At 49.4% G+C, this 25,749-nt stretch carries 26 protein-coding genes; 2 read left to right on the plus strand and 24 right to left on the minus strand.

Going from position 1 to position 25,749, the window contains the following annotated elements:
- Positions 1 to 17: 17 nt before the first annotated feature.
- The 10 genes from PG862_RS03595 to PG862_RS03645 all read right to left on the minus strand — a co-directional run bounded on the left by PG862_RS03595 (position 18) and on the right by PG862_RS03645 (position 14,567).
- A complete protein-coding gene (locus tag PG862_RS03595; protein ID WP_270706524.1) occupies positions 18 to 2,030 on the minus strand; it encodes a hypothetical protein in 2,013 nt (670 codons plus the stop codon).
- A 26-nt stretch (positions 2,031 to 2,056) separates the two neighbouring features.
- Positions 2,057 to 4,762, minus strand: coding sequence for a VWA domain-containing protein (locus PG862_RS03600; RefSeq protein WP_270706526.1), 2,706 nt, complete (start codon positions 4,760 to 4,762; stop codon positions 2,057 to 2,059).
- Positions 4,763 to 5,141: 379 nt separating this feature from the next.
- Entirely contained in the window at positions 5,142 to 6,461 is a 1,320-nt protein-coding gene (gene pepT, locus PG862_RS03605; protein ID WP_270706528.1) for a peptidase T, read from the minus strand.
- On the minus strand, positions 6,458 to 7,003 hold the full coding sequence (locus PG862_RS03610) for a Holliday junction resolvase RecU (RefSeq protein ID WP_022358599.1): 546 nt from the start codon (positions 7,001 to 7,003) through the stop codon (positions 6,458 to 6,460). Before PG862_RS03610 ends, pepT begins: the two co-directional genes overlap by 4 nt.
- Before the next feature lie 48 nt (positions 7,004 to 7,051).
- A complete protein-coding gene (locus PG862_RS03615) occupies positions 7,052 to 8,050 on the minus strand; it encodes an RluA family pseudouridine synthase (RefSeq protein WP_118637278.1) in 999 nt (332 codons plus the stop codon).
- A gap of 18 nt (positions 8,051 to 8,068) precedes the next feature.
- Complete coding sequence (locus PG862_RS03620) at positions 8,069 to 8,638, minus strand: O-linked GlcNAc transferase-like protein (protein ID WP_118472363.1); 570 nt, start codon at positions 8,636 to 8,638, stop codon at positions 8,069 to 8,071.
- A 57-nt stretch (positions 8,639 to 8,695) separates the two neighbouring features.
- Complete coding sequence (locus PG862_RS03625) at positions 8,696 to 9,460, minus strand: SDR family NAD(P)-dependent oxidoreductase (protein ID WP_118293503.1); 765 nt, start codon at positions 9,458 to 9,460, stop codon at positions 8,696 to 8,698.
- Positions 9,461 to 9,527: 67 nt separating this feature from the next.
- Complete coding sequence (locus tag PG862_RS03630; protein WP_118472364.1) at positions 9,528 to 11,570, minus strand: YgiQ family radical SAM protein; 2,043 nt, start codon at positions 11,568 to 11,570, stop codon at positions 9,528 to 9,530.
- A gap of 1 nt (position 11,571) precedes the next feature.
- Positions 11,572 to 13,041, minus strand: a complete 1,470-nt coding sequence (locus PG862_RS14355) for a pseudouridine synthase (RefSeq protein WP_118472365.1) — start codon at positions 13,039 to 13,041, stop codon at positions 11,572 to 11,574.
- Entirely contained in the window at positions 13,041 to 14,567 is a 1,527-nt protein-coding gene (locus tag PG862_RS03645; protein WP_270706530.1) for an RsmB/NOP family class I SAM-dependent RNA methyltransferase, read from the minus strand. Before PG862_RS03645 ends, PG862_RS14355 begins: the two co-directional genes overlap by 1 nt.
- A gap of 198 nt (positions 14,568 to 14,765) precedes the next feature.
- Between PG862_RS03645 and PG862_RS03650 the strand changes: the two genes are divergently transcribed.
- Positions 14,766 to 15,764 carry a nucleoside recognition protein gene (locus tag PG862_RS03650; protein WP_243017793.1) on the plus strand — a complete coding sequence of 333 codons (999 nt, stop codon included), beginning with the start codon at positions 14,766 to 14,768 and terminating at the stop codon, positions 15,762 to 15,764.
- Here the strand turns inward: PG862_RS03650 and PG862_RS03655 are convergent.
- The 3 genes from PG862_RS03655 to rsmD are packed head-to-tail and all read right to left on the minus strand — an operon-like array spanning position 15,730 to position 17,437.
- Positions 15,730 to 16,347 carry a hypothetical protein gene (locus tag PG862_RS03655; RefSeq protein ID WP_022358776.1) on the minus strand — a complete coding sequence of 206 codons (618 nt, stop codon included), beginning with the start codon at positions 16,345 to 16,347 and terminating at the stop codon, positions 15,730 to 15,732. The genes PG862_RS03650 and PG862_RS03655 overlap by 35 nt on opposite strands.
- A gap of 11 nt (positions 16,348 to 16,358) precedes the next feature.
- Positions 16,359 to 16,862 (minus strand): pantetheine-phosphate adenylyltransferase, encoded by a 504-nt coding sequence (coaD, locus tag PG862_RS03660; RefSeq protein WP_022358775.1) that lies wholly within the window; start codon positions 16,860 to 16,862, stop codon positions 16,359 to 16,361.
- A 20-nt stretch (positions 16,863 to 16,882) separates the two neighbouring features.
- On the minus strand, positions 16,883 to 17,437 hold the full coding sequence (rsmD, locus tag PG862_RS03665; protein WP_118467715.1) for a 16S rRNA (guanine(966)-N(2))-methyltransferase RsmD: 555 nt from the start codon (positions 17,435 to 17,437) through the stop codon (positions 16,883 to 16,885).
- A 314-nt stretch (positions 17,438 to 17,751) separates the two neighbouring features.
- On the opposite strand from rsmD, the gene PG862_RS03670 reads away from it, so the two are divergent.
- A complete protein-coding gene (locus PG862_RS03670) occupies positions 17,752 to 17,961 on the plus strand; it encodes an alpha/beta-type small acid-soluble spore protein (protein ID WP_022358773.1) in 210 nt (69 codons plus the stop codon).
- A 155-nt stretch (positions 17,962 to 18,116) separates the two neighbouring features.
- Here the strand turns inward: PG862_RS03670 and pgeF are convergent, their stop codons facing one another.
- The 11 genes from pgeF to ffh all read right to left on the minus strand — a co-directional run bounded on the left by pgeF (position 18,117) and on the right by ffh (position 25,738).
- Positions 18,117 to 19,007 (minus strand): peptidoglycan editing factor PgeF, encoded by an 891-nt coding sequence (gene pgeF, locus PG862_RS03675; protein ID WP_118472366.1) that lies wholly within the window; start codon positions 19,005 to 19,007, stop codon positions 18,117 to 18,119.
- A gap of 70 nt (positions 19,008 to 19,077) precedes the next feature.
- Positions 19,078 to 19,464 carry a YraN family protein gene (locus PG862_RS03680; protein ID WP_106999914.1) on the minus strand — a complete coding sequence of 129 codons (387 nt, stop codon included), beginning with the start codon at positions 19,462 to 19,464 and terminating at the stop codon, positions 19,078 to 19,080.
- A gap of 15 nt (positions 19,465 to 19,479) precedes the next feature.
- Complete coding sequence (locus PG862_RS03685) at positions 19,480 to 20,151, minus strand: ribonuclease HII (protein WP_270706533.1); 672 nt, start codon at positions 20,149 to 20,151, stop codon at positions 19,480 to 19,482.
- A gap of 6 nt (positions 20,152 to 20,157) precedes the next feature.
- On the minus strand, positions 20,158 to 21,033 hold the full coding sequence (gene ylqF / locus PG862_RS03690) for a ribosome biogenesis GTPase YlqF (protein ID WP_022358769.1): 876 nt from the start codon (positions 21,031 to 21,033) through the stop codon (positions 20,158 to 20,160).
- A 24-nt stretch (positions 21,034 to 21,057) separates the two neighbouring features.
- A complete protein-coding gene (gene lepB / locus PG862_RS03695) occupies positions 21,058 to 21,603 on the minus strand; it encodes a signal peptidase I (protein WP_106999916.1) in 546 nt (181 codons plus the stop codon).
- A gap of 235 nt (positions 21,604 to 21,838) precedes the next feature.
- Positions 21,839 to 22,186, minus strand: coding sequence for a 50S ribosomal protein L19 (gene rplS / locus PG862_RS03700; protein ID WP_118467723.1), 348 nt, complete (start codon positions 22,184 to 22,186; stop codon positions 21,839 to 21,841).
- Positions 22,187 to 22,340: 154 nt separating this feature from the next.
- A complete protein-coding gene (gene trmD, locus PG862_RS03705; RefSeq protein ID WP_270706536.1) occupies positions 22,341 to 23,099 on the minus strand; it encodes a tRNA (guanosine(37)-N1)-methyltransferase TrmD in 759 nt (252 codons plus the stop codon).
- A gap of 65 nt (positions 23,100 to 23,164) precedes the next feature.
- Positions 23,165 to 23,677: a ribosome maturation factor RimM gene (rimM, locus tag PG862_RS03710; protein WP_022360234.1), complete on the minus strand. Its 513-nt coding sequence runs from the start codon at positions 23,675 to 23,677 to the stop codon at positions 23,165 to 23,167.
- A 112-nt stretch (positions 23,678 to 23,789) separates the two neighbouring features.
- Entirely contained in the window at positions 23,790 to 24,017 is a 228-nt protein-coding gene (locus tag PG862_RS03715; RefSeq protein WP_022360235.1) for a KH domain-containing protein, read from the minus strand.
- Between the two features lie 32 nt (positions 24,018 to 24,049).
- Complete coding sequence (gene rpsP / locus PG862_RS03720; protein WP_022360236.1) at positions 24,050 to 24,289, minus strand: 30S ribosomal protein S16; 240 nt, start codon at positions 24,287 to 24,289, stop codon at positions 24,050 to 24,052.
- Between the two features lie 81 nt (positions 24,290 to 24,370).
- Complete coding sequence (gene ffh / locus PG862_RS03725) at positions 24,371 to 25,738, minus strand: signal recognition particle protein (RefSeq protein ID WP_270487088.1); 1,368 nt, start codon at positions 25,736 to 25,738, stop codon at positions 24,371 to 24,373.
- Between the last annotated feature and the right edge of the window lie 11 nt (positions 25,739 to 25,749).

Here is a 25,749-nt window from a genome sequence, read left to right on the forward strand (position 1 = left end):
TCTCCCCTTTATCTGTTTTAGTAAGACCGAATCATATCAAAATTGCGATCCAGTTCACGTTCCATGTCAGTCCAGTCATCCTCATCTGCATCCAGAATATCAATCTGTTTTCCCTTTGGAATTTCCACCTTCTCAGAGAGTGGTTTCAGGAACATGCTGAAACTATCCTGATCGTTCAGCCACGTTTCAGTCCATCCTGTGTTCAGCCGCGCTGTATCGACCGCGATTTCGATCGATTTGCCCTTGCTGTAATCAAGAATTTCTCCCCCTAACTCCAGTTTCGCATCATCTATATTTGCTTCCAGCTGAAATTCATCGTCTCTCTTATCATGTTCCAGGGTTAGCGATATACGTGTATCCGACGAATCCTCCGATAAGATAATATCCCAGTCTGACTGCCAGAGCTCCTTTGTATTTTTTTCTGCCTTATCTAATTTAAGGCCAAGACGGCTGGATCCGGAATCAGCGGTTATCGTACCATTCATCTCACGGGTTGGAATGGAACCGCCTTCAAAATCAAAAGCAGCTTCAACATCATAGAGATTACCCATATCAATACTGGTTGTAACTTCCAGATGCGCGGCATTTCCTTTTTTATCGACATACAGGATCATGTCAAGATCATCTACGTTGTCGTCAAAGAACGCTTCGATTTCATCGCTACCGGACTGGATTGCATCTTTTAATTTATCCATCTGCTCCTCGGCCTGGGAATCCGCTGAATCATAATGATTTCCTTCGAGCATACGGATAATTGTTAATACATCCTTGAGCCGAGCCATCTCGTTATTCTGAAGTTCATCATCGGATACCAGATATTTTCCGGCAGTTTTAACAAAATCAGCCAGATCCTTATGGGAAACAACCACGTGATAGCCCCGGCATTTCTGTGATTTTCCGTCTACGGTAAAACGTTTGGAATCTAATTTTTCAACTTCCATCGCATTTTTCAGTGTGTCAGCTGCTTTGGTTGTCTCTTTATAACGGTCATACAATTCGCTGAAATCAAAATACCGTTTTTTCCCCATAACTGCATCATGGAAGATTCCAGTTACTTCTGCTGCATATTTGAAATCCTCAGACTCGATATTCAGCTGTTCCCCCATAAAGGAAGATTCGACGCGCTTGTCTGGGCGGTTTTGATAGTCTAATGTGAGAACCGGTGAGATAAGCTCCGGGGCAGCAGCGGCTAACATCTGGTTATCCGCATACAGGGAAAATGTCCCCAGATCCATACCGCCCGCTTTCACAGCTGCATTCAGAAGAGCGGCATCCTTTTTGGTATTTTTCGACAGATTCACATCGACGGCGAGGGAATCTGGAAGACCAAGGCGTGAAAGTCCGTCGAAATCGAGAGAAACACCCATCGTAGAATCTCCGCCCGCTGCCAGCTCCTGCAAATCTTTCAGTCCAAACGTCTGCTCCAGGTATCCGTCATCCATCGTCTCCACGATTCCGGTCAGGGCATCAGAGACAATATCTTTTTTGTTTTTCATCAGATGTCCGCCGCCAGCGATGGCAGTGCCGCCCGCTGCCAGCACAATAATTCCAGCGCCTGCGGCCGCCAGTGTCTTGCCGTGCATAAAACCTTTTCCGGCTGCACCTGCTACGCATGCAGCACCTCTGCCGATCGGAAGCCCTGTGTCTGGATCAAAGCGATCGGGGGCAACAGAACCGATCGGAAGACCCGTGTCCGGGTCGAAACGGTCCGGGCTGGCTGCGCCCTGTCCAAGGGGAAGCCCTGTGTCCGGATCGAAGAGATCCGGGGCAGCGTCCGTTGGCTGACTCTGTCCGAGCGGAAGTCCCGTCTCCGGATCAAAGCGATCGGGAATTGCGTTGCTTGGTGAAGCTTGTCCAACTGGAAGCCCCGTCTCCGGATCGAAAAGATCCGGTGCGGCATCGGTTGGCTGATTGTTCCCAAGTGGACGACCTGTCTCCGGGTCAAAACGCGGTGCGTCCTCTGGTTGTGGGTAAATCGGTTCACCCGTTTCCGGGTCATATAAGAAGTTTTCGTTTTGTTCGTTTTTCATACCATTCTCCTTTTATTTTCTGCCTCCTACCACGTACTTCCCGTTATCTCAGCACTATACAACTGCCGTTTTTCATCCAGCGTCAGACTTCCGGCATACTCCGAAAACTTCCACTTGCCATCGTTTCCTTTTCGAAGGATATACTCCGGCTTCTGGTTGACTTTCGCCCATGCGCGCACGGTGGTGGAATCGTCCAGATTGGAATAGCCGCGTGCATTCAGGTAGCTGATGATATCGGCTGCCATCGTCCGCTGGCTCTTTCTAAGATCTCCCAGCACCTCATCGTAAACTACGTCATAGTTTTCGTTTGCTTTTAAATGAATCGTATTTTCATCTTCCACCGTCACACTGGTTACCTCATAGTCCATCAGCGTCTCTTCGGCTACGTTGGAAAATCCGCCGGTTACCTGTTTCTTCATCTGCCACTGGATTGACCATGTGTTGTCGGCTGCTACTGTATTGTCTACATATTGTTCGAGCTGCTCATAGTGATGATTGTTCATATCTGTGATATAGCTTCTCAGATAACTTCCGAGCAGCGACTCGAAAAATTCATCGCCTGCTTTAATGTTCATCTCGCTTTCGCCGCCCTTGCTGCCGTCCTGTACATAGACGGAGACATCCCGGGTGTCAAGAATCGTTTTTGAGTCGTCCACTTCATACTCTACGACGTAGTACTCTTTGATCTGACGGTAAATCTGGCTGTAAAATGCGTTCATATCTGCATTGAACTGCGCCATGTTTTTAAAGCTTCCGCCGGATGCCTCGGCAATCTGGCGGAGTTCTGCGTCTGCGCCGGAGGTGGATGTATCACCGATTCGCACGATGAAGACCGGAATCCGGTATCTCGATACGACGTTTACGACATCCTGTGCCGTATTGTAGCTGTGTTCATCTATTCCGTCGGTAAATGCAATGACGCATTTTGCCCCTTCCTGACCGGAAACATCCTGTACGCCATAGATGATCGCATCATAGAGCTTCGTTCCTCCGTCTGCCACGTAGCTGCTGATCTCAGAATTTAACTGTCCGGCATCGGAGGTGAAATAGCGAGTTTTATCGATATCACTGTTAAACGGCGTCAGTTTGACGCGGTCGCCTGCGCCAAACTGTACGGTGTCGATGAAGTGATGCATGACATCCTTCGCTGCTTCCATATTTCCATTCTGCATACTTCCGCTGGTGTCCGCGAGAAGATCCATGTTTAAGCCTTCGTTCTCGTTCATCAGAACGGCTTTCTCCACGGAACGGCGCAGGAAATCGCCTGTGGCTGCATCGCGCTCCGATACATAAAACATATTCGGAGCCAGATTTTTAACACTTTCTCCGCTGCCTGAATCGCGGACATCCAGATACAGGCGGATCTTTGGAAATTCCGAAAAATCGTACTGAACGACAGATACATCCAATCCCGTTTTCTTTGCTGCTGCCTGTGCGGCGTATTCCTTCCACTCAGCTGCAAGAGCTTCGAATTGTTTGTATTTTCCATTCTGAATCAATTCTTTTGCCTGTTCTGAATACTGCGACATCTGGGAAAGCTGTTCATCCGTCGCATAGCCCGGGTCCTGTGCGGTCAGCTCCTCCAGTTTTGATGTCTCTTCGCTGTCCAGCCGGGTCTTGACGGCTGCCTCAAAATCTGCCATCTGCTGGACAAATGCGATCTGTCCCTTATAGTCGGATTCCTGCATCTGTTTTCCCTGATCCAGAAATGCATTCAGTTTTTCTTTTTCTTCCTCCGTCAGCGGGCATTCCTGAAGGACGGCTTTTTGTTCGGACAGCCATCCATAGAGTCCGCCGCTGGCTTCCACCAGACTTGCCAGTTCTTTCTGCTGGCGGACAATGGTTGTATGATGCTGATACCAGGCAAATCCGCCGCCCGCACCCGCCAGGACGAGGACAGCTGCGGCTGCCGCCCAGATTTTCTTTTTAAAGGATGAGGATTTTCTCCGTCTGTGGGGAAGATTTCTTGATTCTCTGTCATAGGCTTCCTCGTCTTCATAGTCGCCGCCTGTATCTTCGCTATCTGGACTGAGATGTTCCATCTGTTCCTCGTCCGAAATAAAACCGAGCTTCTTTTCTATCTCCGCCAGGGCAAGGGCGCTGATGTATTCCGGATATTCCGTATTTTCATAGAGTGCCAGAAGCCCCCGCTGAATCGTCGCTGTATTTAGGATTTCCGGAAATGTCTGTTCTGGAACACTGCTTCTAAGCCGCGTCAGAAGTCCCTTTTGTGCATAATAAAGCCGTGTCTCGACAGTCTGGCGCTGGCATCCAAAACAGTCTGCCAGTTCATCGAACGACAATCCGTCCATATAGAAGCCCCAGACTGCCGTCTTCTGAAGCGGCGGCAGCTGATTCAATGCTTCCGCCAATACCGGGATCAGGCTGTCATCGAGGATCGCGCTTTTATCTTCCTCCGGAAGGGTCGGGGCATTGCCTGCATGAACCGAAGATACCGTTCCCTGTCTGGCTGCCAGAAGCTTTTGTCCTTCTTTCAGAATCCAGCTGGCAAGCCATCCATCAACCTTTTCTTCCGATGTGGGTATTGCCTGTGCTTTATATAAATCCGTATAAAATGTCTCAACAAATTTCCATGCTTCTTCGTCCTGCCGGACCATCGTCCGGGCATGAAAAAAGGCGAATTTACCGGTCAACCGATAAAGCTCTTCCAAAGCCTTCTGGTCTCCCGCGTAAAATCGCCTTAATAATCCCGTAATCTGCTGCTCGTCCATCCCTTTGTCCTCCGTAAAACAAGTAGAAAAAGAGCTGGGAGTCCTGATCAACTTCCAGCTCTTCCCCTGTCGGATATACAAAAAGCAAGGTGTCCCGCGCATCACGTCACACCTTGCCTAAATGTACAGCAAATAAACCACAGCCCGTTTTTTGTCTTGCCTAAATGCCTTGCTTGCATTATAATAGACTACGAGCGTAGTAGGGTAGCTTCCTTGTGATCTGTGTTCGCCAAAACACTTATCACACCTGTCAGTGTGTTCCCGCACATTGACAGGTGCTATGCTTTTTATTTTTCCTATATATAATCTTATCACACACTGATTGTTTCTTCAACATTTTTCAGTATTTAACGGAAAAAATGGTTAGATTCTCCTACTACTATTTATTCCAATCGGCCAGGGCTGCAAACCGCTTTCCAATCTCCACTAATATCTCCGCCGTCTTCTGAAGCGAATCCACCGGAATAAATTCATATTTTCCATGATAGTTATACCCGCCGGTGCAGAGGTTCGGGCACGGGAGCCCCATGTAGGAGAGGCGGGCGCCATCGGTGCCGCCGCGGATCGGAACGACCTCCGGCTCGATGCCGCAGGCTGTCATCGCCTCTTTGGCGATATCGATCAGGTACATACACGGCTCAATTTTTTCTTTCATGTTGTAGTAGCTGTCCGTTACTTCGGCGATCACGGTGCCCTTACCGTATTTGCGGCTCAGAAAATCGGCGGCTTCGGCGAAAAATTGCTTTTTCTGTTCAAATTTTTCATGGTCGTGATCGCGGATGATGTAATTTAACTGCGCCTCTTCTACATTTCCGCTCATTTCATCCAGGTGATAGAATCCCTCGTAACCTTCTGTGTACATCGGATTTTCGAAGACCGGCAGCAGGCTCTGAAATTCCATGCCGATGAGAAGGGCATTTTTCATCTTGAGCTTCGCATCACCCGGATGGATGCTGGCTCCCTGAATCCGGACTTTGCCGGAAGCGGCGTTGAAATTTTCATATTCGATCTCGCCGATCGGACCGCCGTCTACCGTATAAGCAACCGCTGCACCGAAGTCTTTCACATCGAAACGATCCGCGCCGCGTCCGATCTCCTCGTCCGGCGTAAATCCAATGCAGATCTCGCCGTGCGGGATCTCCGGGTGGCTCAGGAAATATTCTGCCATCGTCATGATCTCCGCCACGCCTGCCTTATCGTCGGCGCCCAGAAGCGTGGTTCCGTCGGTTACGATCAGATCCTGACCTTTTAAGTCGGCTAAAAACGGAAATTCTGAAACTTTCATGACAATTTGTTTTTCTGCATTTAATATGATATCTTTGCCGTCATATGCCTGGACGATGCGCGGCTTTACGTTTGTTCCGGTTAAGGACGGCGCGGTGTCCATGTGGGAAATGAAGCCAAGTGCCGGGATGGTGTTTTTTTGTCCAACGCCGGATGCACCGTGAGCAGACGCAGTGCTGAAAGAAGCTTCCGCTTCTTGCGGTGCAGAGGTACTGCCTGTATTATCCGGAATGCGTGCAAACAGGTATCCGTACTCGCTCATCCGCACATCGGATGCACCCATTTCTTCCAGCTCGCGTTTCAGCTCATTGGCTAACAGAAGCTGTTTTTCCGTGCTCGGGCAGGTGTCATATGCCTCGTCTGACTGCGTATCATATGATACATATTTCAAAAAACGTTCTACAGCTGTTGTCATGAAAAATCATCCTCTCTTTCTCCTAAATCCCGGCTCAGCGGTTCCAGATAATGGACTAATATATCCCGGTGGCTTTTGATGCGCCACGTTTTATCCATTTCCTCATATGTAAAACTCTTCCGTCCGCCCTGCTGCATCCGCTCCCAGTATGCGTCCAGATGGAAAAATGGCAGGTAGTAAAGTTCATCCCTCTGTGAAAAATATATAATTAAGAAAGCAATCCCGCCCTGCTCTTCAAATTCCCGCATAAATGCGACCTGATGCGGATGGACGTTCTGCAGTGGAAATGTATCTGCCGCGCATTCTTTCGCATCAAAGCAGACCGGGACGCCCTGAATCGCGCCGATGTAATCGACGGTACTCTTCTGGTCGAAATACGCCAGCGTGATATGGCGGCTGGTTTTATCGATCGAGACGGGCGTGATCGGCGTCGGGATTTTCTGGATCAATGCCAGCTTTTTCTCACGGTAAAGATCGTTTGTGTGGTTTATCATATCCTCCAGGGTTGAACCACGAAGTCCCCGGCTGTTCCAAGTCCCCATGTTGTTGCTCCTCCACTTATTTTTTTGATTTTTCGCACAATTTAAAATTTACAGGCGATGATTGGCTGGGCGTTTTGGAGCTGATTTCATCATCTCTTCCATCCGCTTCATCTCCGCTGGCATAGGCGCGGTAAATTCTTTGCCCGCCAGATATGAAAGCGGCTCGGAGATCGTTTCCGGCATTACCAGCCGCCACGCATGAAGCATCTGTGAGCGGACGCCGAAGCGTTTCTTCACTTCCTCATTGACCCGGGGATCGCCGTACTTTGGATCCCCGGCGATCGGGTGTCCGATGGAAGCCAGGTGGGCGCGGATCTGGTGGGATCGTCCGGTGATCAGATGAACCTCCAGAAGGGTATATCCATTTCCAGATACCAGCGGTCTGTATGCAGTCCGGATCGGCAGACTTCCAGGGGTCTCCTCTTTTCGGATCGACACCTGATTCGTCTTTTCATTTTTCGTCAGCCATCCCTCGATGCGGGCTTCGCCTTTTACGATTCCCCGCACGACGCAGACATAATATTTTCCCAGACTCCGGTCCTTGATGACCTCGGACATGATCTGCAGTCCCGGCAGGGAACGTCCAGCTGCCACGATGCCGCTTGTGTTGCGGTCGAGGCGGTTGCAGACGGACGGACGGAAGCACGCCAGGTCCTCTTTCTTTAATTTGCCGGAATCCAGCAGATAGTCAATCAGGTATTCAACCAACGATTCATCCGTCTCTTTCGCTTTCTGGGACAGCATTCCAGATGGCTTATTGATCAGTAAAATATGTTCGTCCTCGTAGACAATATCGAGTTTTTTCTTTTGTACTTTCTGAATCTTCACTTCCGAAAACTTCTCAATCGTCTCTTCTGCCAGAAACAGCTTGATCTCATCGCCCTCGGTCAGATGTTCGGAACCGTCGCATTTTTTTCCGTTCAGGGTAATATTTTTCTTCCGCATCATTTTATAAATGAAGCTTTTTCCCGCCAGATTCAGATATTTTGCCAGCAGCTTGTCCAGGCGCTGCCCCGCCTCATTTTTAGATACTGTCAGCATCCGCATGGCTGCCGCCTCCCTTTTTTACATCGATAATCCTTTTATTACGCGCACACCGTACTCTACAGTTCCATCGTCCTCATACTCTGACGCCGGTTTCAGGCTGTGAATCCGCTTGTCAAAGGTGCTGCGTGAGGTCACGATTTTCAGGTTCGGATCCAGTTTGTTAGCCTTTAACAGTTCATTTAAACCTGCCTCCGCGCGCTTTACATTCAGCTTTGGATTAATGCAGTACACATAGATGCCGGTCGGGTGAACGACGGTCACATCGGACGGAATCACATCTTCCGGTGTCGTCAGAACCAGATCATAGAGAACTTCAAATTTTTCCTCATACGGCATATATGCCTCATGAAACGCCTGCTCCGGTGTATGGTATTTGAAAATGGCAATCAGCGGGGAAGCGAGATTCGCCGCCGGAAGTACCGTGACGATCGCCATGACCGTCAGAATTTTTTTGATGGAATCATTGTCTGTAAAAGATCGCCCAACCAGCTGTGCGATGATAAATAACGCCAGAAGTGCGATGATAAAAAGCTGTTTCCGCTTGAAATGATTGCGGTAGCCGTAATCGCCTTTTTTTATCTTTTTCACGGTGTAAAAATCCTTTCTATCATGTTTTTATTGAATGATACTAGCTTTTTGTCTGATTTAATGGTTTAACGCCTGCATCGCGCGCAGAATCCACTCATGCGGAACTATCTTGCAGAGCACAAAGAATGCCTTCATCCATACGCCGTAAATCGACACGCTTTTTCCCGCCATACAGTCGCGGATGGCAAGTTTTACAACTTTGTGCGGATCTGCCATCACCAGACGCTTATAAAGAGGAATCTCCCCGGTTGTCTCGGCAATGTCGAAAAATTCGGTTTTGACCGGTCCGGGGCAGACCGCCGTCACGCCGATTCTGCGCGGGCGGAGTTCTTCCCGCAGGGCGCGGCTGTAGCTTAAGACAAATGCCTTGGTTGCCGCATAGATGGCAAATCCCGGCTGCGGCAGAAAGGAGGCTGCTGACGCGAACTGGAGAATCCGGCTGTTTTCGCTCATATAGGGAAGCACCATATGCGTGACCGCGCACAGCGCCTCGCAGTTGAGCTCTACCATTCCCGTTTCATCGTCAAGCGGCAGGTTCCCGACCGTTCCGATTTTACCAAAGCCGGAAGCATTTACCAAAAGCTTTACGTTGGGCTTGCGCGCCGCCAGCTCGTTTTCCAGCGTCTCCCGCTGGGATGCATCCGTCAGATCGATGGCGAAACACCGCGCCGGGATGGGCAGCGTCCGTTCCAGCTCCTGCATCCGGTCCATCCGGCGGGCAATCAGCCAGACTTCCTGAAGTCCCGAAAAGCGATCCGCCAGCTGTCTGGCTGCCTCGCGCCCCATGCCGGAAGAGGCACCTGTAATTATCGCAATTTTCATGAGAAATTCCTCCCGTCTCAAGTATGTACGCTCGGAGTCGTTCCTGCATTCCGAGCGTACATACGTTTTATTTCTTCTTGTGCACGTTCCGGATGGTTTTTTTCTTTCCGCTTCCGCTGCTCTTTCCACCTACAGCGCCGCCAAATCCCCCCGCATTTCGTCCATTTTCATTTACGCCGGTCTGTTTGTGCCCGGTCATACCGCCCACAGCCGGTCTTTTGGCGTCTTTTGCACGATTGGCAGCAGCCGGTTTTGTCGTCTGGCTGCCATGATGCGTCCCTTTATATCCGCCAGCCGCGAAATCGCGTCCTTTGATCTGCCGCGGACGGATCAGGCATTTCTTATCAAAACCGATCAGATCCGTTCTGCCTGCCAGACGGAGTGCTTCCAGCACCAGATCATAGTTTTTCGGGTTGCGGTACTGGATCAGCGCACGCTGCATCGCTTTCTCATGCGGGTTGGTCGGCACGTACACCTTTTCCATCGTGCGCGGATCATATCCCGTGTAATACATACACGTAGACAGTGTGGATGGTGTCGGATAGAAATCCTGCACCTGCTCCGGCATGTAGCCGAGGTCCCGCAGATATTCTGCCAGTTCGATCGCCTCCTTGAGCGTGGAACCCGGATGGGAGGACATCAGGTACGGAACAAGGTACTGCTTCATTCCCAGCGAGTCATTCATTGCAGTATATTCCTTCATGAACTGGCGGTAGACCTTATTCTCCGGTTTTCCCATCCGTTTTAATACATTATCCGATATATGTTCCGGCGCTACCTTGAGCTGTCCACTGACATGGTACCGACAAAGTTCCCGCAAAAATGCCCGGTTTTTCTCCGCCAGCAGATAATCGAAACGGATGCCCGAACGGATAAAAACTTTCTTCACCTTCGGAATCGCCCGCAGTTTCTTTAACAGGGAAATATAATCGCTGTGATCGGCATTCATATTTTTGCACGGCTGCGGGAACAGGCACTGTTTGTGCGGACAGGCGCCGTAGGTCATCTGTTTTTCGCATGCCGGGTGACGGAAGTTTGCCGTCGGACCGCCGACATCGTGGATATACCCCTTGAAATCTGGTTCCTGGGTCAAAAGTTCTGCTTCCTGAATAATTGATTCATGGCTGCGGGTCTGCACGATGCGTCCCTGATGGAAGGTCAGCGCACAGAAGCTGCATCCGCCGAAACATCCACGGTTGCTGATCAGGCTGAATTTTACTTCCGTAATCGCCGGAATACCACCCGCTGCATCGTAACACGGATGCCAGGTTCTCATGTATGGAAGTGCGTAGACATCGTCCATCTCTTCCTGCGTCAACGGCTTCGCCGCCGGATTCTGGACCACATAGAGGCGGTCGCTGTACGGCTCAACGAGACGTTTTCCTGAAAATGGATCCGTATTGCTGTACTGGGTGTAAAAACTTTCCGCATACGTCTTTTTATCAGAGGAAACCTCGCGGTAAGACGGCAGACGGATTTCATCGTAAACGGAATTCAGATTGTCTGCCTTATAAACGGTTCCTTCAATGAAGGTGATATCCTTCGCCTCGATGCCGCTCGCCAGTGCATCCGCGATCTCCACGATCGAGCGCTCACCCATTCCGTAGGAAATCAGATCTGCCTGGGAATCCAGCAGAATGGACCGTTTCATTTTTCCGGACCAGTAATCATAATGTGCCAGACGCCGCAGGCTGGCTTCGATACCGCCGAGAATGATCGGCTTTTTCGACCAGGTGCGGATCAGGTTAGAATAGACTATCGTCGCATAATCCGGACGTTTTCCCATCTCGCCGCCCGGTGTGTAGGAATCCTTTGCGCGGCGCTTTTTGGAAACAGAGTAATGATTCACCATCGAATCCATATTTCCGGCACTGACCAGCCATCCTAGACGCGGCTCACCCAAAATCTGGATGGATTTCTGATTCTTCCAGTCCGGCTGGGCGATGATGCCTACTTTATAGCCGTGCGCTTCGAGCATACGGCTGATGATCGCGTGGCCGAATGACGGGTGATCGACATACGCATCCCCGCACACGTAGACAAAATCGCAGCTCTCCCAGCCGCGCTTGTCCATATCCGCCCGGCAGATCGGTAAAAAATCATGTATCATTTTATCTTGCCCCCTGTATCACTTCCCGGTAGTCCCGGATATAAAAATCAGCTAATTCTTTCTTTTCTTCGGTCATGGAAAGTGAAAATACGTCCTCGACCGCGCCAACGCGCATACCAGCCCGTTTTCCAGCCAGAATCCCCGCCGGGACGTCCTCAAATACCAGACATTTTTCCGGCTGTACGCCCAGATCCGCCGCTACTTTCAGATAGATATCCGGCGCCGGTTTTCCTGCTGCCACCTCACAGGCAGTTGCCACCACACCGAAATAGGAACGGATATCCAGAGAATCCAGCACGGCTGCTACCATATCCTGTGCATTGCTCGTTGCAATTCCCATGCGGATTCCTTTTTTCTTTAAAAATGAAAGAAATTCCGCAACACCTGATTTCAGCGGTACCTCATGGCGGTATTTATCGATCGACATTTCAATCCAGATCGCCTTGATCTCATCCAGGGTCATCGGCAGCTGGAAGCGATCTTTAAAATAGATTGCTGTCTCGGAAAAGCTCATGCCCTCGATCACCTTCTCAAGATCTTCCGGACAGTCATAGCCGTAACGCTTTAAAAAATCCACATCGATCGCTTTCCACATCCACATGGAATCGACCAGGGTGCCGTCGAGATCGAAGAGGACGGCGTCTACTGTGTTCCAGTTGATTTCAGGAGGTGTGTTATTTTGGGTGTCTGACAAATTTTCGTCATTCGATACACAATTTTGTGAGGTTAGCATTCTTTCTTTTAACGCTCTAATTTCATCTTCCGTCAGCGCCCGGTACTCTCCCGTCGCCAGTGCCTCATCCAGGGCAAGCAGTCCCATCGAAAGGCGTTTCAGGTAAATGACTTCGCCGCCCTCTGCCTCAAACATCCGCTTTACCTGATGAAATTTTCCTTCATGGATGGTCAGGCGCGCCTCGCAGAGGTCTTCTCCTGCGTCGTTCCATTTTTTCTCGATCACAAGCTCTGCCGGCCGTACCGGTGTGCCATCCTTCAGCGTCAGTCCTGCCTGAAAGCGCGCTTCGATTCCTTCTTTCAGTGTTCCCTTTACGCGTGCAAAATAGACCTTATCCACGTGTTTTTTCGGTGCCAGAAGCTCATGCGCCAGCGCACCGTCGTTTGTGATGAGAAGCAGTCCTTCCGTATCAATATCGAGGCGTCCGACCGGGAAGAGGTCTTTTCGCTTTGCTTCATCAATAAGGTCAATGACAGTCTGATAGCGCCCGTCTTCCGTTGCGGAAACGACGCCCTGCGGTTTATTTAACATATAATATTCCGTGTCTGCCCAGCCAACCGGCTGTCCATCCAGTGTAACCCGGGTTTCGTCCGGGAATATTTTTCGGTCAGACTCGCGGCAGACGGTTCCATCGACCAGAACCCGCCCTTTGCGGATCATCTCTTTTACCTGACTGCGTGTTCCCTGCTTCATCTCTGCCAGGAAACGGTCTAAACGTATACTTTTACCTTGTCCCATCACTGCCACCTCCATCCGGGATTGTATTTATTTTTAAGCTGACCGCCCCGTTTCTGCGCCCAGCCAAGCGGAAATCCATCCACACAGATTAGTACAAGACCATCTGCCGCCTCTTCCTCTGCGGCTGTCAATGTCTCGCCCTTTAAATAGCGGATCGTGCGCTCATCCGAGGCATTAAAATTTAAGTAATTTACAAATTCCTGCATCCGCAGGTTCATTGCCAGCGCCTGGGATGGTTCAAACCGCCCTTTTTTCAGTTCTCCGAGCAGAAGTCCGGTACGCAGACAGCGGAGCGGCTTAAAATAACGTGTATTGTCGCCTGCCAGCGCTGCCGGGAGGTAATAGATGCGCTCGCCGTCACGGTAGAATTGCTCCGGATTCCAGGTTCTTACCGGAAGCTGGCGCAGAAGCTCAAACAGGGGGGAAAAATCCTCGGCGGTCTGGTTTTGCGCCACGTTTTTTCCCTTTCCAAACATTTTCCCTTTCGCTTTTCCGGAAGCCATCTGTCTGGACTTACCGTCTTCCGCCACACGGCACAACCGCGCTTCTATTTTCTCTACCAAAAGTGGATCGCTCAATGCTTTCTCACCGGCATTTTCCAAATTCTTGACATTTGCGTCTGGTTTCTCCGCCCGCTTCTCCAACAGCGCAACAAAATGTCCTTCGCCCTCCAGACGGTGCGGAAACAATCTCAGACAGCCCTCAATGCCACGGCTTCCCTCAAAGCCATATTCCGGTTTCTGCGGCACGACCGCCATCTGCGGATATTTCTCCAGAATATACTCGATCGTTCCCTCGTCCTCGTCCCTGTCAAAGGTACAGGTCGAATAAACCAGTTTCCCGCCCGGCGCAAGCATCTGCACGGCACAGTCGAGAATCTGGCGCTGCAGCGGCGCATAATAATCGGGACCTTTTTCGTTCCAGCTCTTTACCATCGACGGATCGCGGCGGAACATACCTTCGCCGGAGCACGGCGCATCGACCAGAATCTTATCAAAAAACTCCGGCAGGATGCCAGCCATTTTTTCCGGTGCCTCGCTCGTTACACAGATATTTCCCGCTCCGAACATTTCCAGATTTTTAAGAAGCGCTTTTGCGCGCGAATTGCTGATATCATTGGAAAACAGGACACCTGTACCGGCTAATTTCGCCGCCAGTTCCGTACTTTTACCGCCCGGTGCCGCGCACAAATCCAGAACCCGGTCGCCCGGCTTGATCGGCAGCCATGCCGCTGGTGACATCGCACTCGGTTCCTGCAAATAGTAGAGTCCCGCGTAGTACCACGGATGCCTGGATGGGCGTTCGCCCTGATAATAAAAACCGTTCTTCGTCCACGGCACTGGTTTCAAATTCCAGTCCGCCGTCTGTGCCATCTCTAAAAACTGTTCCGGTGTCAGCCTGCCCGTGTTGACGCGCAGCCCTGAACGCGGCTCTTCCTCATACGAAGCCAGATACTCCGGGTATTCCTCCCCCAGAAATTGTTTCATTTTTTCAAGAAATTCTTCCGGCAGTTCTCGGTAATCCAATCGTTTTCCTCCTGTTTTTGTCTATTGCTCTGTATATCCATTTATAATCGTGATTCTAAAGACTTTTTCTTCGCGCTCATTCGTTCTTTCTTTGTTCGGTATGCCGGTTTTCAGGCTTCCAAAAGGAATGAGCCATTTTCTGTCTACATATATATAATCTATCTTTATATTACTTTTTAATGATAGAAAGGCGCTCCCATGCCATATATAAAAAAAATATTATCCGCCCTGTTCCCAGCACTTATCCTGTCGCTTCTGCTCTCGCATCCGCGTCTCTCTGCGGATGGGGCACAGAAAGGACTTCTTTTATGGTTCAATACGGTCTTTCCGACGTTATTTCCCTTTATGCTCTTCTCAAAGCTTTTAGCTGAACACGGCGGCGTCCGGCTGCTTCTAGCGCCATTTCACCCGGTTTTGAAACATCTTGGGATGTCTGTCTACAGCGGCTATGCCCTGCTTGCCGGGCTGCTCTGCGGTTACCCGATGGGAATGAAAACTGCCGCCGATTTTAACCGGAAATCGCTGCTTTCGGCACATGAAAAACGGCTTCTGACCGCCATCAGCGCTTCGCCAAGCCCCATGTTTATCGCCGGATATGCTGCACCTAGGCTGAACCCGGCAGTTCCGTCAAACTATCTGGTTCTGGCACTATATACGCCGCTTTTATTGGTTGGAAGTCTCCTATGCATTTATAATAAAGTAACTTCTTTTAGCCTTCAAAACCGATTTTTTTCGAAAGAAACCGGCTCTGTCAAGCCTGCCCGCACAAAATCCACATCTGTCTCCGTTCCCGCTTCCTTCGACACCATCCTGATGGACTGCATCGAACTGCAGGTCCGCATCGGCGGTTTGATCATGCTGTATTCGATCCTCGCTGCCTTTGTCGACGCCTTCTGTTCCGGCACGCTGCGTCTGGTTCTGATCGGGACGGCTGAAATGACAACCGGCATCGATGCGATCGCCCGTTCTGGTGCCATATTCAGTATCCCGGTTCAATCCGGCGCGATGGCGGCATGTGCTGCGTTCGGCGGGTTATCCGGGATCGCCCAGACAAATTCAGTCATACGGGACAGCCGAAAAGACAGAGAAAAAAATGCCGGACTTTCCATCCGGCATTATGTACTGTGGAAACTGGTTCACGCCAGTCTCTCGTTCGTTCTCTTTATTCTGCTGCTTCGCCGGATGCCGCCTGTGTAGCGGCCGCTGCTGCCTCGGCGCCTGTGTTCTCCTCCGGCTCGGTCACGACACTGCCAGCCAGCTCATTACGGTTGGAAGATACGACATCGTAGCTGGACTGCATCGAACTCATGTAAGACTCGAAACGGCTCTGCGCGCCCTCCATCGAATGCTTGATGATGGTCTGCAGGCTGCGGAGCATGTCGTCCGTGTACTGAACGGAACCCTGGCGGATATTGTTTGCCTCTGTGACAGCGTTGTCTACGATCTGCTGTGCCTGTGCATTTGCCTGCTCAATAATGCTGTTTGCTTCTGCATATGCACGCTGCATGATCTCATGCTCATTAACCAGCTCATTGGTCTGGGCGGTCGCCTCGGCTACCATCGCGTCTGCCTGGGAACGTGCCTCCTGCAGAATCGCATCCTGGTTGCTGATGATCTTCTGATATTTCTTGATCTCCTCCGGAATGCGAAGACGCAGTTCCACGAGCAGTTCTTCAATCTCTTCTTTATTTACTAAAATCTTCGTGTTGGACAGCGGCTGAAACTTGCAGCTGTCGATATAATCTTCAATTTCTGTGATGATCTGTTCAATTCTGCTCATAGCTTTTCTCCTTACTTACATTCCCTGTCTTCCTGAAGCGCCTGGTATTTCTCCTGTACTTGTTTTGCAATGACCGGATCGAGAAATTCGGAAATGTCTCCGCCGTACATCGCAACCTCTTTTGCCATACTGGAACTTAAATACGCGTATTTAAGGTTCGTTGTCAGAAACAGGGTATCTATTTCGGGTGCAATCACCCGGTTCATCTGCGCGAGCTGCAGCTCATATTCGAAATCCGTGATCGCACGCAGACCACGCACGATGACCTTTGCGTGATTCTGGCGCATGAAATCGACCAGAAGTCCGTCAAACGACTGCACCTCCACGTTAGGAATGTCTTTTGTCACTTCCTCTAACATCTTAACACGTTCTTCGACAGAAAACAACGGAGATTTTGCGTTATTACACAAAACTCCCACGATGACCTGATCAAAAATTTCGGAGGATCGCTTTATAATATCAAAATGTCCGAGCGTCACCGGATCAAAGCTGCCCGGATAAATGGCTGTTTTCATCTTTTTTTCTCCTTTGGTATTCAAGCTTTTCGGATAAACAGATGTTTATTCGTCTTATATATCTTCTCTTTTTCGAGATGGTATCCCAGTTCTGAAAGGTAGCCGCACCCGGTCTCTTTCGATGCCTCTGTGATGATCATCGTATGTTCATCTGCCAGGGACGAATGCGCCAGATAAGTAAGCACTTCTTTCTCCCAGAGATGGTTGTACGGAGGATCCATAAAAATGAAATCAAACGCACTCTTCCGGTTTTCTATCCGTTTCAATGCATCCGAAATATCACAGTTTAACAGCGTCGCCTTATCAGCTAGGCGGGCCGCTTTCAGATTGTCACGGATGCAGTCCGCCGCTTTCGGATTCTTCTCCACAAAAACAGCTTCTTTTGCCCCGCGGCTTAAAGCTTCGATCCCGATCGCCCCGCTTCCGCTGAATAAATCGAGAAATGTGCATCCATAGATATCATTCTGAATCATATTAAAAAGAGTTTCTTTGATACGGTCCGTCGTCGGTCTCGTATCCATTCCCTCGATCGTCTTTAAAGTAAGCCTTCTGGCACTTCCTGCTATTACCCGCATGGATTTTTCTCCATCTTACTAGAAATATTAATGTATTTTGAACTGCAACCGTAAAATTCACCAAACAGTTTGCGTATTTTTTAACACTACATCTGTTCTATTATAGTATGAGTTTTACTGATATACAAGCATAAAATCGGATCAATACTAACTTTTTTCCCTACATTGTGGGTGTTTTGCCCCAAAATGTCAATTTGCACAAAACCTTCTAGTGTATTTCACTTTTAAGATCCGCATACTGAGAATGTAACAAAAAGAGACACCCGGACAAACGAAAGTTTGAAGGGGCACACGCAAAAAAGGAGGCGTCTGTTATGTCTAGTTCCAACAACACTAACAAAACCAATGTACCGGAAGCCAAGGAAGCGATGAACCGCTTTAAGATGGAGGTTGCCAATGAGATTGGCGTTCCGTTAAGCGAGGGCTACAATGGTAACCTGACCTCCGCACAGGCTGGTTCCGTCGGCGGCTATATGGTCAAAAAGATGATTGAGGAACAGGAAAAAAAGATGGCTGGTAAATAAGGCATCGTAGGGCTCTTCTGAATCTTCGCTGAAACGGCGGAAAAAACGGCAGCAGCATGATTGACAAAACCGGACTTGAACGACCGATTTTCAATCATGCTGCTGTTCTTTTCTGCAAAACATTCATTCACTTGTTTGACAGACAGATTGTATACTTACTTTAGCGATAAAAATGCCGCCAGATTCCCCCTCTTATCTCCCATCACGCGGTGTGAATATAAAAGATCCGGATTGCATTTCGTACATACATTCGTCACAGCCAGATGCTCCGGCAAAATTCCGGCATCCAGGAGCACCAGGCGGTTCGCGCCCCAGAGGTCAAGCTGGTACTTGCCATTCCCCTTATTCATGAGAATCGATTTCCCATTCCAGGAATAACAGGATGTTGAATCATCCTGACTGATTTCTGCTCCAAATTCTTCTTTAAATGCGTCTGCCACATCCTCACTGACCTCATAACAGTCCCGGCAGATGCTCGGTCCGATGCAGACGCACAGATCCTTCGGCTTCGTGCCGAACGCCTCTCCCATCGCCTCGATCGTTTTCTGTCCCATCCGGTGAACGGTTCCCTTCCAGCCGGAATGCGACAGTCCGATGGCATGATGCACCGGATCTACAAAATATAATGGTACACAGTCCGCAAAAAATGTAACCAGCGTCATCCCCGGCACGTTTGTGATAAGCCCGTCGATGTTTTCATAATCGCGTTCCCGCCAGATTCCTTTTCCAGCGTCCGCTTCCGTAACAAGACGGATATTCGTCGTGTGCGTCTGATGGCTGAGCACCATCTTTGACACATCCGTTCCCAAAATCCGCGCCATTTTCCGGTAATTTTCAAGCACATCGTCCCGGTTGTCGCCACGCGTCAGCGAAAAGTTCATCGTCCCGAAATATCCCTTGCTCGCCCCGCCAAGCCGGGTAGAAAATGCGTGGCGCACCATCCTGGTCTGCTCTAAGAGCGGAAAGGTAAAATAAGCCACTCCCTTTGACTCATGAAGGGTAATTGGTGCCGGATGAACTGTTTTTTGTATATAGGTAAGCGCCATGATTGTCACATCCTTTTTCTGTCTCTTGCTCAAATCTCGTTGTGCAGTTTTTGAATTCTCTCATTTGTAATTATCCGCACCAGAACGCGTCCCGAATTAATCTCACGTTACTGCCAAGCACCGCCACCACATCAAACCGGCACGGCGTGTCCTCGGAAATATGATAACGCGTCATATAATACCGGGCGGTACGAAGAATCCTCGCCTGCTTGCGGGCATCCACTGCCTCCGCCGGATCGCCTTCGTGTTCATCGCGGCGGTATTTGACCTCGATAAAAACCAGGTAGTCTCTATCTCTTGCGATAATATCAATTTCACCCTGGCGACAGCGGAAATTCCGGCAGAGAATCTGATAACCGTGCCGGGTGAGATATTCACACGCCAGAGTTTCATATTCAGTTCCGATGGCACGGCGGTTGAATGAATTTCCATGAAGATGAAAGTTTCTTTCTCCCATTCAGCTCCCTTTCTGTTATTTCATCCCCTGCATCGCGGCTTTCTCGCCCAGCAGCTTCTTCAAAAAGGTTCTCCGGTGGATCGGGCATGGACCATAGGTTAAAATTGCCTCGTTATGCATCTTGGTTCCGTATCCTTTATGCTTCGCAAACCCGTATTCCGGATAGATTTTATCGTACTCCATCATCATATGATCCCTCGTCACTTTTGCCAGGATACTGGCTGCCGCGATCGAGACACTTTTTGCATCGCCCTTGATAATCTTAATCTGCTTTCCCTCCGAAATCCCCGGAATGATGACCGCGTCATTTAAAAAGATATCCGGCTCCTGCGGAAGCTGTGCGACTGCCTGACGCATTGCTTCATAGGTCGCCTGCAAAATATTGATGGAATCGATCACCTCCGGGCTTACAATTCCAATTCCGTAGGCAGCTGCCTTTTCTTTGATTTCCAGAAATAATTCTTCCCGGCATTTTTCCGACAATTTTTTGGAATCGTTCAGCCGCAGAATCGTACAGTCTTTCGGAAGTACCGCGACCGCCGCCACCACCGGACCGGCTAATGGACCTCTGCCCGCCTCATCAATGCCGCAGACGATCCCTGCACTTTCGTACTGATGTTCATAGGCGCGCATTCCTTCGAGACGCGCCAGTTCTGCTTCCAGTTTTTCTCCTGTTAGTTTTCTCATGTTTTCCTATACCTCCGGCACTTCCAGCGTCACGCGCCCCAGTTTGCCGCTGCGGAAGTCATCTAATAGGAAGCCAGCCGCTTTTTTCGTATCCAGCTCGCTGCCCTTTAAAAGACAGGAACGTGCCCTTGCGATTTCACGCAGAATTTCCCAGGCTTTTTTTGTATCTTCGCCGTCCCCAGCCGTATTCTCAACCAGCGTCACACCATACCGCTCTTCCAGGCGCTTTCCGTAACGTCCGGACATATTTTTGATCAGCTCGGCTGCCAGCTCTTCCTTATCCAGAATCTCATCGTTGATCGAGCCGATAAATGCAAGGCACAGTCCCACATTCGGATCTTCAAATTTCGGCCAGAGGATTCCCGGCGTATCGAGAAGTTCCAGTGTCTTATTTAAGCGGATCCACTGGTTTCCCTTGGTAACACCCGGTTTATTTCCAGTCTTGGCGCAGGCTTTTCCGGCAAAGGAATTGATAAAGGTCGATTTTCCGACATTCGGAATGCCGACTACCATCGTCCGCACCGGGCGGTTTTTGATACCGCGGCGGCGGTCACGCTCAATTTTCTCCTTGCATGCCTCCTGCACCAGCGGCTGGATCTGCTTCATTCCCATGCCGCTGCGCGCGTTGATGCGGAGTGCATGGATGCCCTGCTCCTTAAACCATGCGATCCAGCGCTCTGTACAGCCGTCGTCCGCCAGATCCGCCTTATTTAAAAGGACAATCCGTCCCTTTCCCTTCGCAAGCTCATCAATATCCGGGTTGCGGCTGCCGAGCGGCACGCGCGCATCCACCAGCTCAATCACCAGATCGATCAGCTTGATATCTTCCTTCATGGCTCTTTTTGCCTTTGTCATATGTCCAGGGTACCATTGTATCTGCATGAAATTTTCTTCCTTTCTTAGAACCTATCTCGACGAAATCAACCCAAACCGGCTAACCGGCTGGATCCGCAGCCAGACCTTTCCTTTGATCTGCCGGAACTTCACATTTCCCACATTGGAAAAGCGGCTGTCCTCACTGCCGGAGCGGTTGTCACCCAGCAGAAAATATTCGTTTTTATCCAGACTAATCGGATATTCCGCCAGTCCAGCCAGAGCCGCCTTACCCAAGTCGTTCGGGGCGTCTAATTTTTCATTATTAATGTAAATATAACCGTCCTTGATCTGCACCGTCTCACCTGGCAGTCCAATGACGCGTTTTATATTGTAATTTCCCGTTTCTTTTTCAAATACAATAATGTCATAGCGCTTTGGGCGCATCACGCGGTAACTCAGGCGGTTCATCAGAACCTTTTCGTTCTGCGACAACACCGGTTCCATTGATTGACCGCTCACCCGTATCTGTGTCCCCATCGCAAACACGGCGAACCACGCGATCGAAATTACCACCGCGATATCCACGATCCATCCAACCACCAGACGGATGCGGTTTTTATCCTCTTTCAGCTCCATATGTCACTCCCTCTCTATCCATTCCCCATGAATCATCGCTCATGTCGCAAGCGACCGCGCTCGGCGCGAGAATGTGCCAGGGCACATTCTTTTTTATAATAGGGAATCACAAGGAATTTCCTATTACACGAAAAAAAGCTGCTGCACAGCTCCTCCCGCCGCGCCGGACACACATAACCGCATATCCGGATGCACAGCGGGCTGACCTGTACAGCAGCCCCATCCGCTTCAGAAATTATTTTACTAACTCTTTTACCTTCGCTGCCTTGCCGATTCTGGATCTCAGGTAGTTCAGTTTTGCTCTTCTTACTTTACCTCTTCTTACTACTTCAACGTTCTCTACAGACGGAGAATGTAACGGCCAGGTCTTCTCTACACCAACACCGTTGGAGCTCTTTCTAACAGTGAAAGTCTCGCGAACGCCGCCGTTCTGTCTCTTAATAACAGTTCCCTCGAAAACCTGAATTCTCTCGCGGTTTCCCTCTTTGATCTTAGCAGATACACGTACTGTATCGCCTACGTTGAAACTCGGAACGATTTCCTTTAACTGAGCTGCTTCAATGTTCTTAATAATCTCGTTCATCTTTGTGAACCTCCTTTAAAATCTTTGATGTTCTTAATACGATCTTTTATCCCGTAAAAACGTGCTTCCTGTAACAGCGGAACATCTCTTTATTTCACAGAATATGATTTTATCATAGAAATCCTTGATTTGCAAGGACTTTCTGCTCTCTTTTTTAGAGTTTTTTTGTTTCTTTTTCCTCTTTCTGACGAATCAGCTCTTCCAGATATTTCTTCTCTTTCTTATCCAGAACCGCATCCTTTAAAAGGTCCGGTCGGCGTTCCAGCGTCCGTTCGATCGATTTCTGACGGCGCCAGGTCTCGATATTTTTGTGATGCCCGGTCAGAAGTATGTCCGGGACCGCCTTATCCATGAATACAACCGGGCGGGTGTACTGTGGATATTCCAGCAAATTGTCGTGAAATGACTCAAATTCCGCGGATACGTCATTATTTAACACACCAGGCACCAGACGGGAAATGCAGTCGATCATAACCATCGCCGGAAGCTCACCGCCCGTCAGGACATAATCGCCGATGGAGAGATAGTCGGTCACAACCAGCTCTAACGCGCGCTCATCGATCCCCTCATAATGCCCGCAGAGGAACACCAGATCCTCTTCTTTCGCCAGTTCTTCCGCGATTTTCTGGTTGAAAACCTGCCCCTGCGGAGTCAGATAGATCACGCGCGGACGTTTTCCGGTGCGCGCCGCCAGGTCTTCATATGCATCGTAAATCGGTTCCGGCTGCATCACCATACCGGCGCCGCCGCCATAGGGCGCATCATCTACATGATGGTGTTTGTCCTTCGAGTAATCGCGGATATTGATCGCCTCAACCGAGATCAGCCCTTTGTCAATCGCACGCCCCGTAATACTTGTGTTCAGTCCCCCCATTACCATCTCCGGGAACAGGGTCAGAATATGAAAATTCATCCGTTTCTCCTATATTTATACAGCACTTTCACAACGGTACTTTTATTTTAGGATTGTCATTCCATTTACAGATCCAGAAGCCCGTCCATGATATGTACCGTTACGGTGCCAGCCTCCAGATCGACATTCAGGATGCATTCCTTGATGGACGGGAAGAGGTATTCTTTGCCCTCAGGTCCTTCGATCAGATACACGTCATTAGCTGCTGTCTGAAGGATATCTTTCACCGTACCGAACTCCTCGCCCTCGTCCGTCAGCACTTTCAGACCAATCAGATCGGCAATGAAATTCTCATCCGGATTCAGTTTCACCGCCTGATCGCGGGTGATCAGAATATCCTTATTACGGAACGGCTCGCAGTCCTCAATCCGGTTCATCTCTTTAAATTTAAGAATGACCATATTTTTGAAAAAACGCGCCTGTTCCACGGTTACCGGCATTTTTTCTTTTCCAGTGTCGATATACGCTTTTTTTAATTTTTTAAAGCGATTCACATCATCGGTGGTAGGGAATACTTTCACATCTCCGCGCAGACCATGCGGGGACGTAATTACACCAACTCTCAGATAATCAACCATTCTGTAATCCTCCTGTATAAAATACATTTTTTTATTTCATAGGACGCAATTTCCTATGAAATAAAAAAGCCGGACACCCTTTCAGGCAGCCGGCTTTTCAGCTTCGTCTGTATTACTGAATCTCTACAATAACTTTCTTGTCTTCCTTGGATGAAGCCGCCTTGACAACCGAGCGAATCGCTTTCGCGATACGACCCTGTTTTCCAATTACCTTACCCATATCGGCCGGTGCAACGGAAAGCTCGATTACAGTCTCATCGTCTTTGACCGATTCTGTAACCACTACCTCGTCCGGGTTCTCAACCAGTGCTTTCGCGATAACTTCTACTAATTCTTTCATACCTTTGCACCTCACAGGTCAGTATGCTTGATTTACTGGATACCAGCGATCTTTAAGAGTTTACCAACAGTCTCTGTCGGCTGAGCGCCTGTTGCTAACCATTTCTTAGCAGCTTCCTCGTCGAATTTCAGAGTGCTCGGCTCTGTGTTCGGATCGTAGATACCGATCTCCTCGATGAATCTGCCATCTCTCGGGGATCTGGAATCTGCAACAATAATTCTATAGAAAGGAGCTTTCTTCTGACCCATTCTTCTTAATCTCATCTTTACCATTTTAAATTACCTCCTGAAATTTTCCTTATTTCCTTAAATTATAAAATATAGCTAATGCACACTGCATCTACTAACACTTGTTTAAAACGGCAGCTTCATCTTTCCAAGCATACCGCCGAGTCCGCCAAGACCCTTGCGTTTTCCGCCGCCTGCCATACCCGGAAGCTGTTTCATCAGCTTTTTCATATCTCCGAACTGTTTTACCAGGCGGTTGACTTCTGCGATGTCCACGCCTGCGCCCTGTGCGATTCGTTTCTTGCGGGACGGATTCATCAGATCCGGGTTGCGCCGCTCTTCGGCTGTCATCGAAAGGATGATCGCCTCCACGCGTCCCATCGTCTTCTCATTTTCATCTAAATCCAGACCTTTAAGCTGTCCCATACCCGGCATCATGCTCATGATGCTCGCCATACCGCCCATTTTCTTGATCTGGTTCATCTGATCGAGGAAGTCGTTGTAATCAAATTCTGCCTTCTTAATCTTGCGACCGAGTTCTTTTGCCTTCTCCTCGTCGATCACAGCAGATGCTTTGTCGATGATGGAAAGGACATCGCCCATGCCTAAGATTCGGGAAGCCATACGGTCCGGGTAAAACTGTTCCAAATCGGAAAGCTTCTCACCCATACCGACATAGAGAATCGGTTTTCCGGTTACCGCCTTGATAGAAAGAGCCGCACCGCCTCGCGTATCGCCATCCATCTTTGTCAGAACTACACCGTCAATGCCGATTTTGTCATTAAACATGCTCGCTACATTGACTGCATCCTGACCAGTCATGGCATCTACAACGAGAAGTGTCTGATAGACGTCCACATTCTCTTTGATCTCAACCAGCTCATCCATCATCGCTTCATCGATGTGGAGACGACCGGCTGTATCGATGATAACCACATTGTTGCCATTTTTCGCTGCGTGCTCAACCGCCGCCTTTGCGATATTGACCGGTTTGTGGTTCGTTCCCATCGCAAATACGGGAACACCCTGTTTTTCACCATTTTTCTGCAGCTGTTCGATTGCCGCCGGTCGGTAGACATCACATGCTACCAGCAATGGGTTTCTTCCCTTTGCCTTGAGCTTTCCGGCAATCTTTGCCGTCGTGGTCGTCTTACCAGCACCCTGGAGACCTGCCATCATGATGACGGTAATCTCATTGCCCGGTTTTAACGCAATCTCTGTCATCTCGGAGCCCATCAGCTTGACCAGCTCGTCGTTGACAATCTTTATTACCATCTGTCCAGGATTCAGGCCATTTAAAACGTCTGTTCCAATCGCCCGTTCCTGTACAGAACTGATAAACTGTTTTACTACCTTGAAGCTTACATCCGCTTCCAGAAGGGCCATCTTGACTTCTTTGAGCCCGGCTTTTACGTCGCTCTCGCTGAGTCGTCCCTTGCCTGTCAGGTTTTTAAACACATTCTGCAGTTTGTCTGCCAAGCTTTCAAATGCCATCAAAAACCTCC

It is taken from the genome of Clostridium fessum, from assembly GCF_027698965.1.
GTDB lineage: Bacteria > Bacillota > Clostridia > Lachnospirales > Lachnospiraceae > Otoolea > Otoolea fessa.

What these genes read in the sequence shown, in the direction of transcription:
- PG862_RS03610 (WP_022358599.1), bottom strand. Translation starts at nt 7,003, where the DNA reads ATGGGGACTTGGAACAGCCGGGGACTTCGTGGTTCAACCCTGGAGGAT.
- PG862_RS03595 (WP_270706524.1), bottom strand. Translation starts at nt 2,030, where the DNA reads ATGAAAAACGAACAAAACGAAAACTTCTTATATGACCCGGAAACGGGT.
- PG862_RS03715 (WP_022360235.1), bottom strand. Translation starts at nt 24,017, where the DNA reads ATGAAAGAATTAGTAGAAGTTATCGCGAAAGCACTGGTTGAGAACCCG.
- PG862_RS03630 (WP_118472364.1), bottom strand. Translation starts at nt 11,570, where the DNA reads ATGATACATGATTTTTTACCGATCTGCCGGGCGGATATGGACAAGCGC.
- coaD (WP_022358775.1), bottom strand. Translation starts at nt 16,862, where the DNA reads ATGAAAACAGCCATTTATCCGGGCAGCTTTGATCCGGTGACGCTCGGA.
- PG862_RS14355 (WP_118472365.1), bottom strand. Translation starts at nt 13,041, where the DNA reads ATGGGACAAGGTAAAAGTATACGTTTAGACCGTTTCCTGGCAGAGATG.
- rsmD (WP_118467715.1), bottom strand. Translation starts at nt 17,437, where the DNA reads ATGCGGGTAATAGCAGGAAGTGCCAGAAGGCTTACTTTAAAGACGATC.
- PG862_RS03650 (WP_243017793.1), top strand. Translation starts at nt 14,766, where the DNA reads ATGCCATATATAAAAAAAATATTATCCGCCCTGTTCCCAGCACTTATC.
- PG862_RS03655 (WP_022358776.1), bottom strand. Translation starts at nt 16,347, where the DNA reads ATGAGCAGAATTGAACAGATCATCACAGAAATTGAAGATTATATCGAC.
- lepB (WP_106999916.1), bottom strand. Translation starts at nt 21,603, where the DNA reads ATGGAGCTGAAAGAGGATAAAAACCGCATCCGTCTGGTGGTTGGATGG.
- pgeF (WP_118472366.1), bottom strand. Translation starts at nt 19,007, where the DNA reads ATGGCGCTTACCTATATACAAAAAACAGTTCATCCGGCACCAATTACC.
- rplS (WP_118467723.1), bottom strand. Translation starts at nt 22,186, where the DNA reads ATGAACGAGATTATTAAGAACATTGAAGCAGCTCAGTTAAAGGAAATC.
- pepT (WP_270706528.1), bottom strand. Translation starts at nt 6,461, where the DNA reads ATGACAACAGCTGTAGAACGTTTTTTGAAATATGTATCATATGATACG.
- ylqF (WP_022358769.1), bottom strand. Translation starts at nt 21,033, where the DNA reads ATGCAGATACAATGGTACCCTGGACATATGACAAAGGCAAAAAGAGCC.
- PG862_RS03625 (WP_118293503.1), bottom strand. Translation starts at nt 9,460, where the DNA reads ATGAAAATTGCGATAATTACAGGTGCCTCTTCCGGCATGGGGCGCGAG.
- PG862_RS03600 (WP_270706526.1), bottom strand. Translation starts at nt 4,762, where the DNA reads ATGGACGAGCAGCAGATTACGGGATTATTAAGGCGATTTTACGCGGGA.
- rpsP (WP_022360236.1), bottom strand. Translation starts at nt 24,289, where the DNA reads ATGGTAAAGATGAGATTAAGAAGAATGGGTCAGAAGAAAGCTCCTTTC.
- PG862_RS03615 (WP_118637278.1), bottom strand. Translation starts at nt 8,050, where the DNA reads ATGCGGATGCTGACAGTATCTAAAAATGAGGCGGGGCAGCGCCTGGAC.
- PG862_RS03685 (WP_270706533.1), bottom strand. Translation starts at nt 20,151, where the DNA reads ATGAGAAAACTAACAGGAGAAAAACTGGAAGCAGAACTGGCGCGTCTC.
- rimM (WP_022360234.1), bottom strand. Translation starts at nt 23,677, where the DNA reads ATGGTTGATTATCTGAGAGTTGGTGTAATTACGTCCCCGCATGGTCTG.
- trmD (WP_270706536.1), bottom strand. Translation starts at nt 23,099, where the DNA reads ATGAATTTTCATATTCTGACCCTGTTCCCGGAGATGGTAATGGGGGGA.
- PG862_RS03680 (WP_106999914.1), bottom strand. Translation starts at nt 19,464, where the DNA reads ATGGGAGAAAGAAACTTTCATCTTCATGGAAATTCATTCAACCGCCGT.
- PG862_RS03670 (WP_022358773.1), top strand. Translation starts at nt 17,752, where the DNA reads ATGTCTAGTTCCAACAACACTAACAAAACCAATGTACCGGAAGCCAAG.
- ffh (WP_270487088.1), bottom strand. Translation starts at nt 25,738, where the DNA reads ATGGCATTTGAAAGCTTGGCAGACAAACTGCAGAATGTGTTTAAAAAC.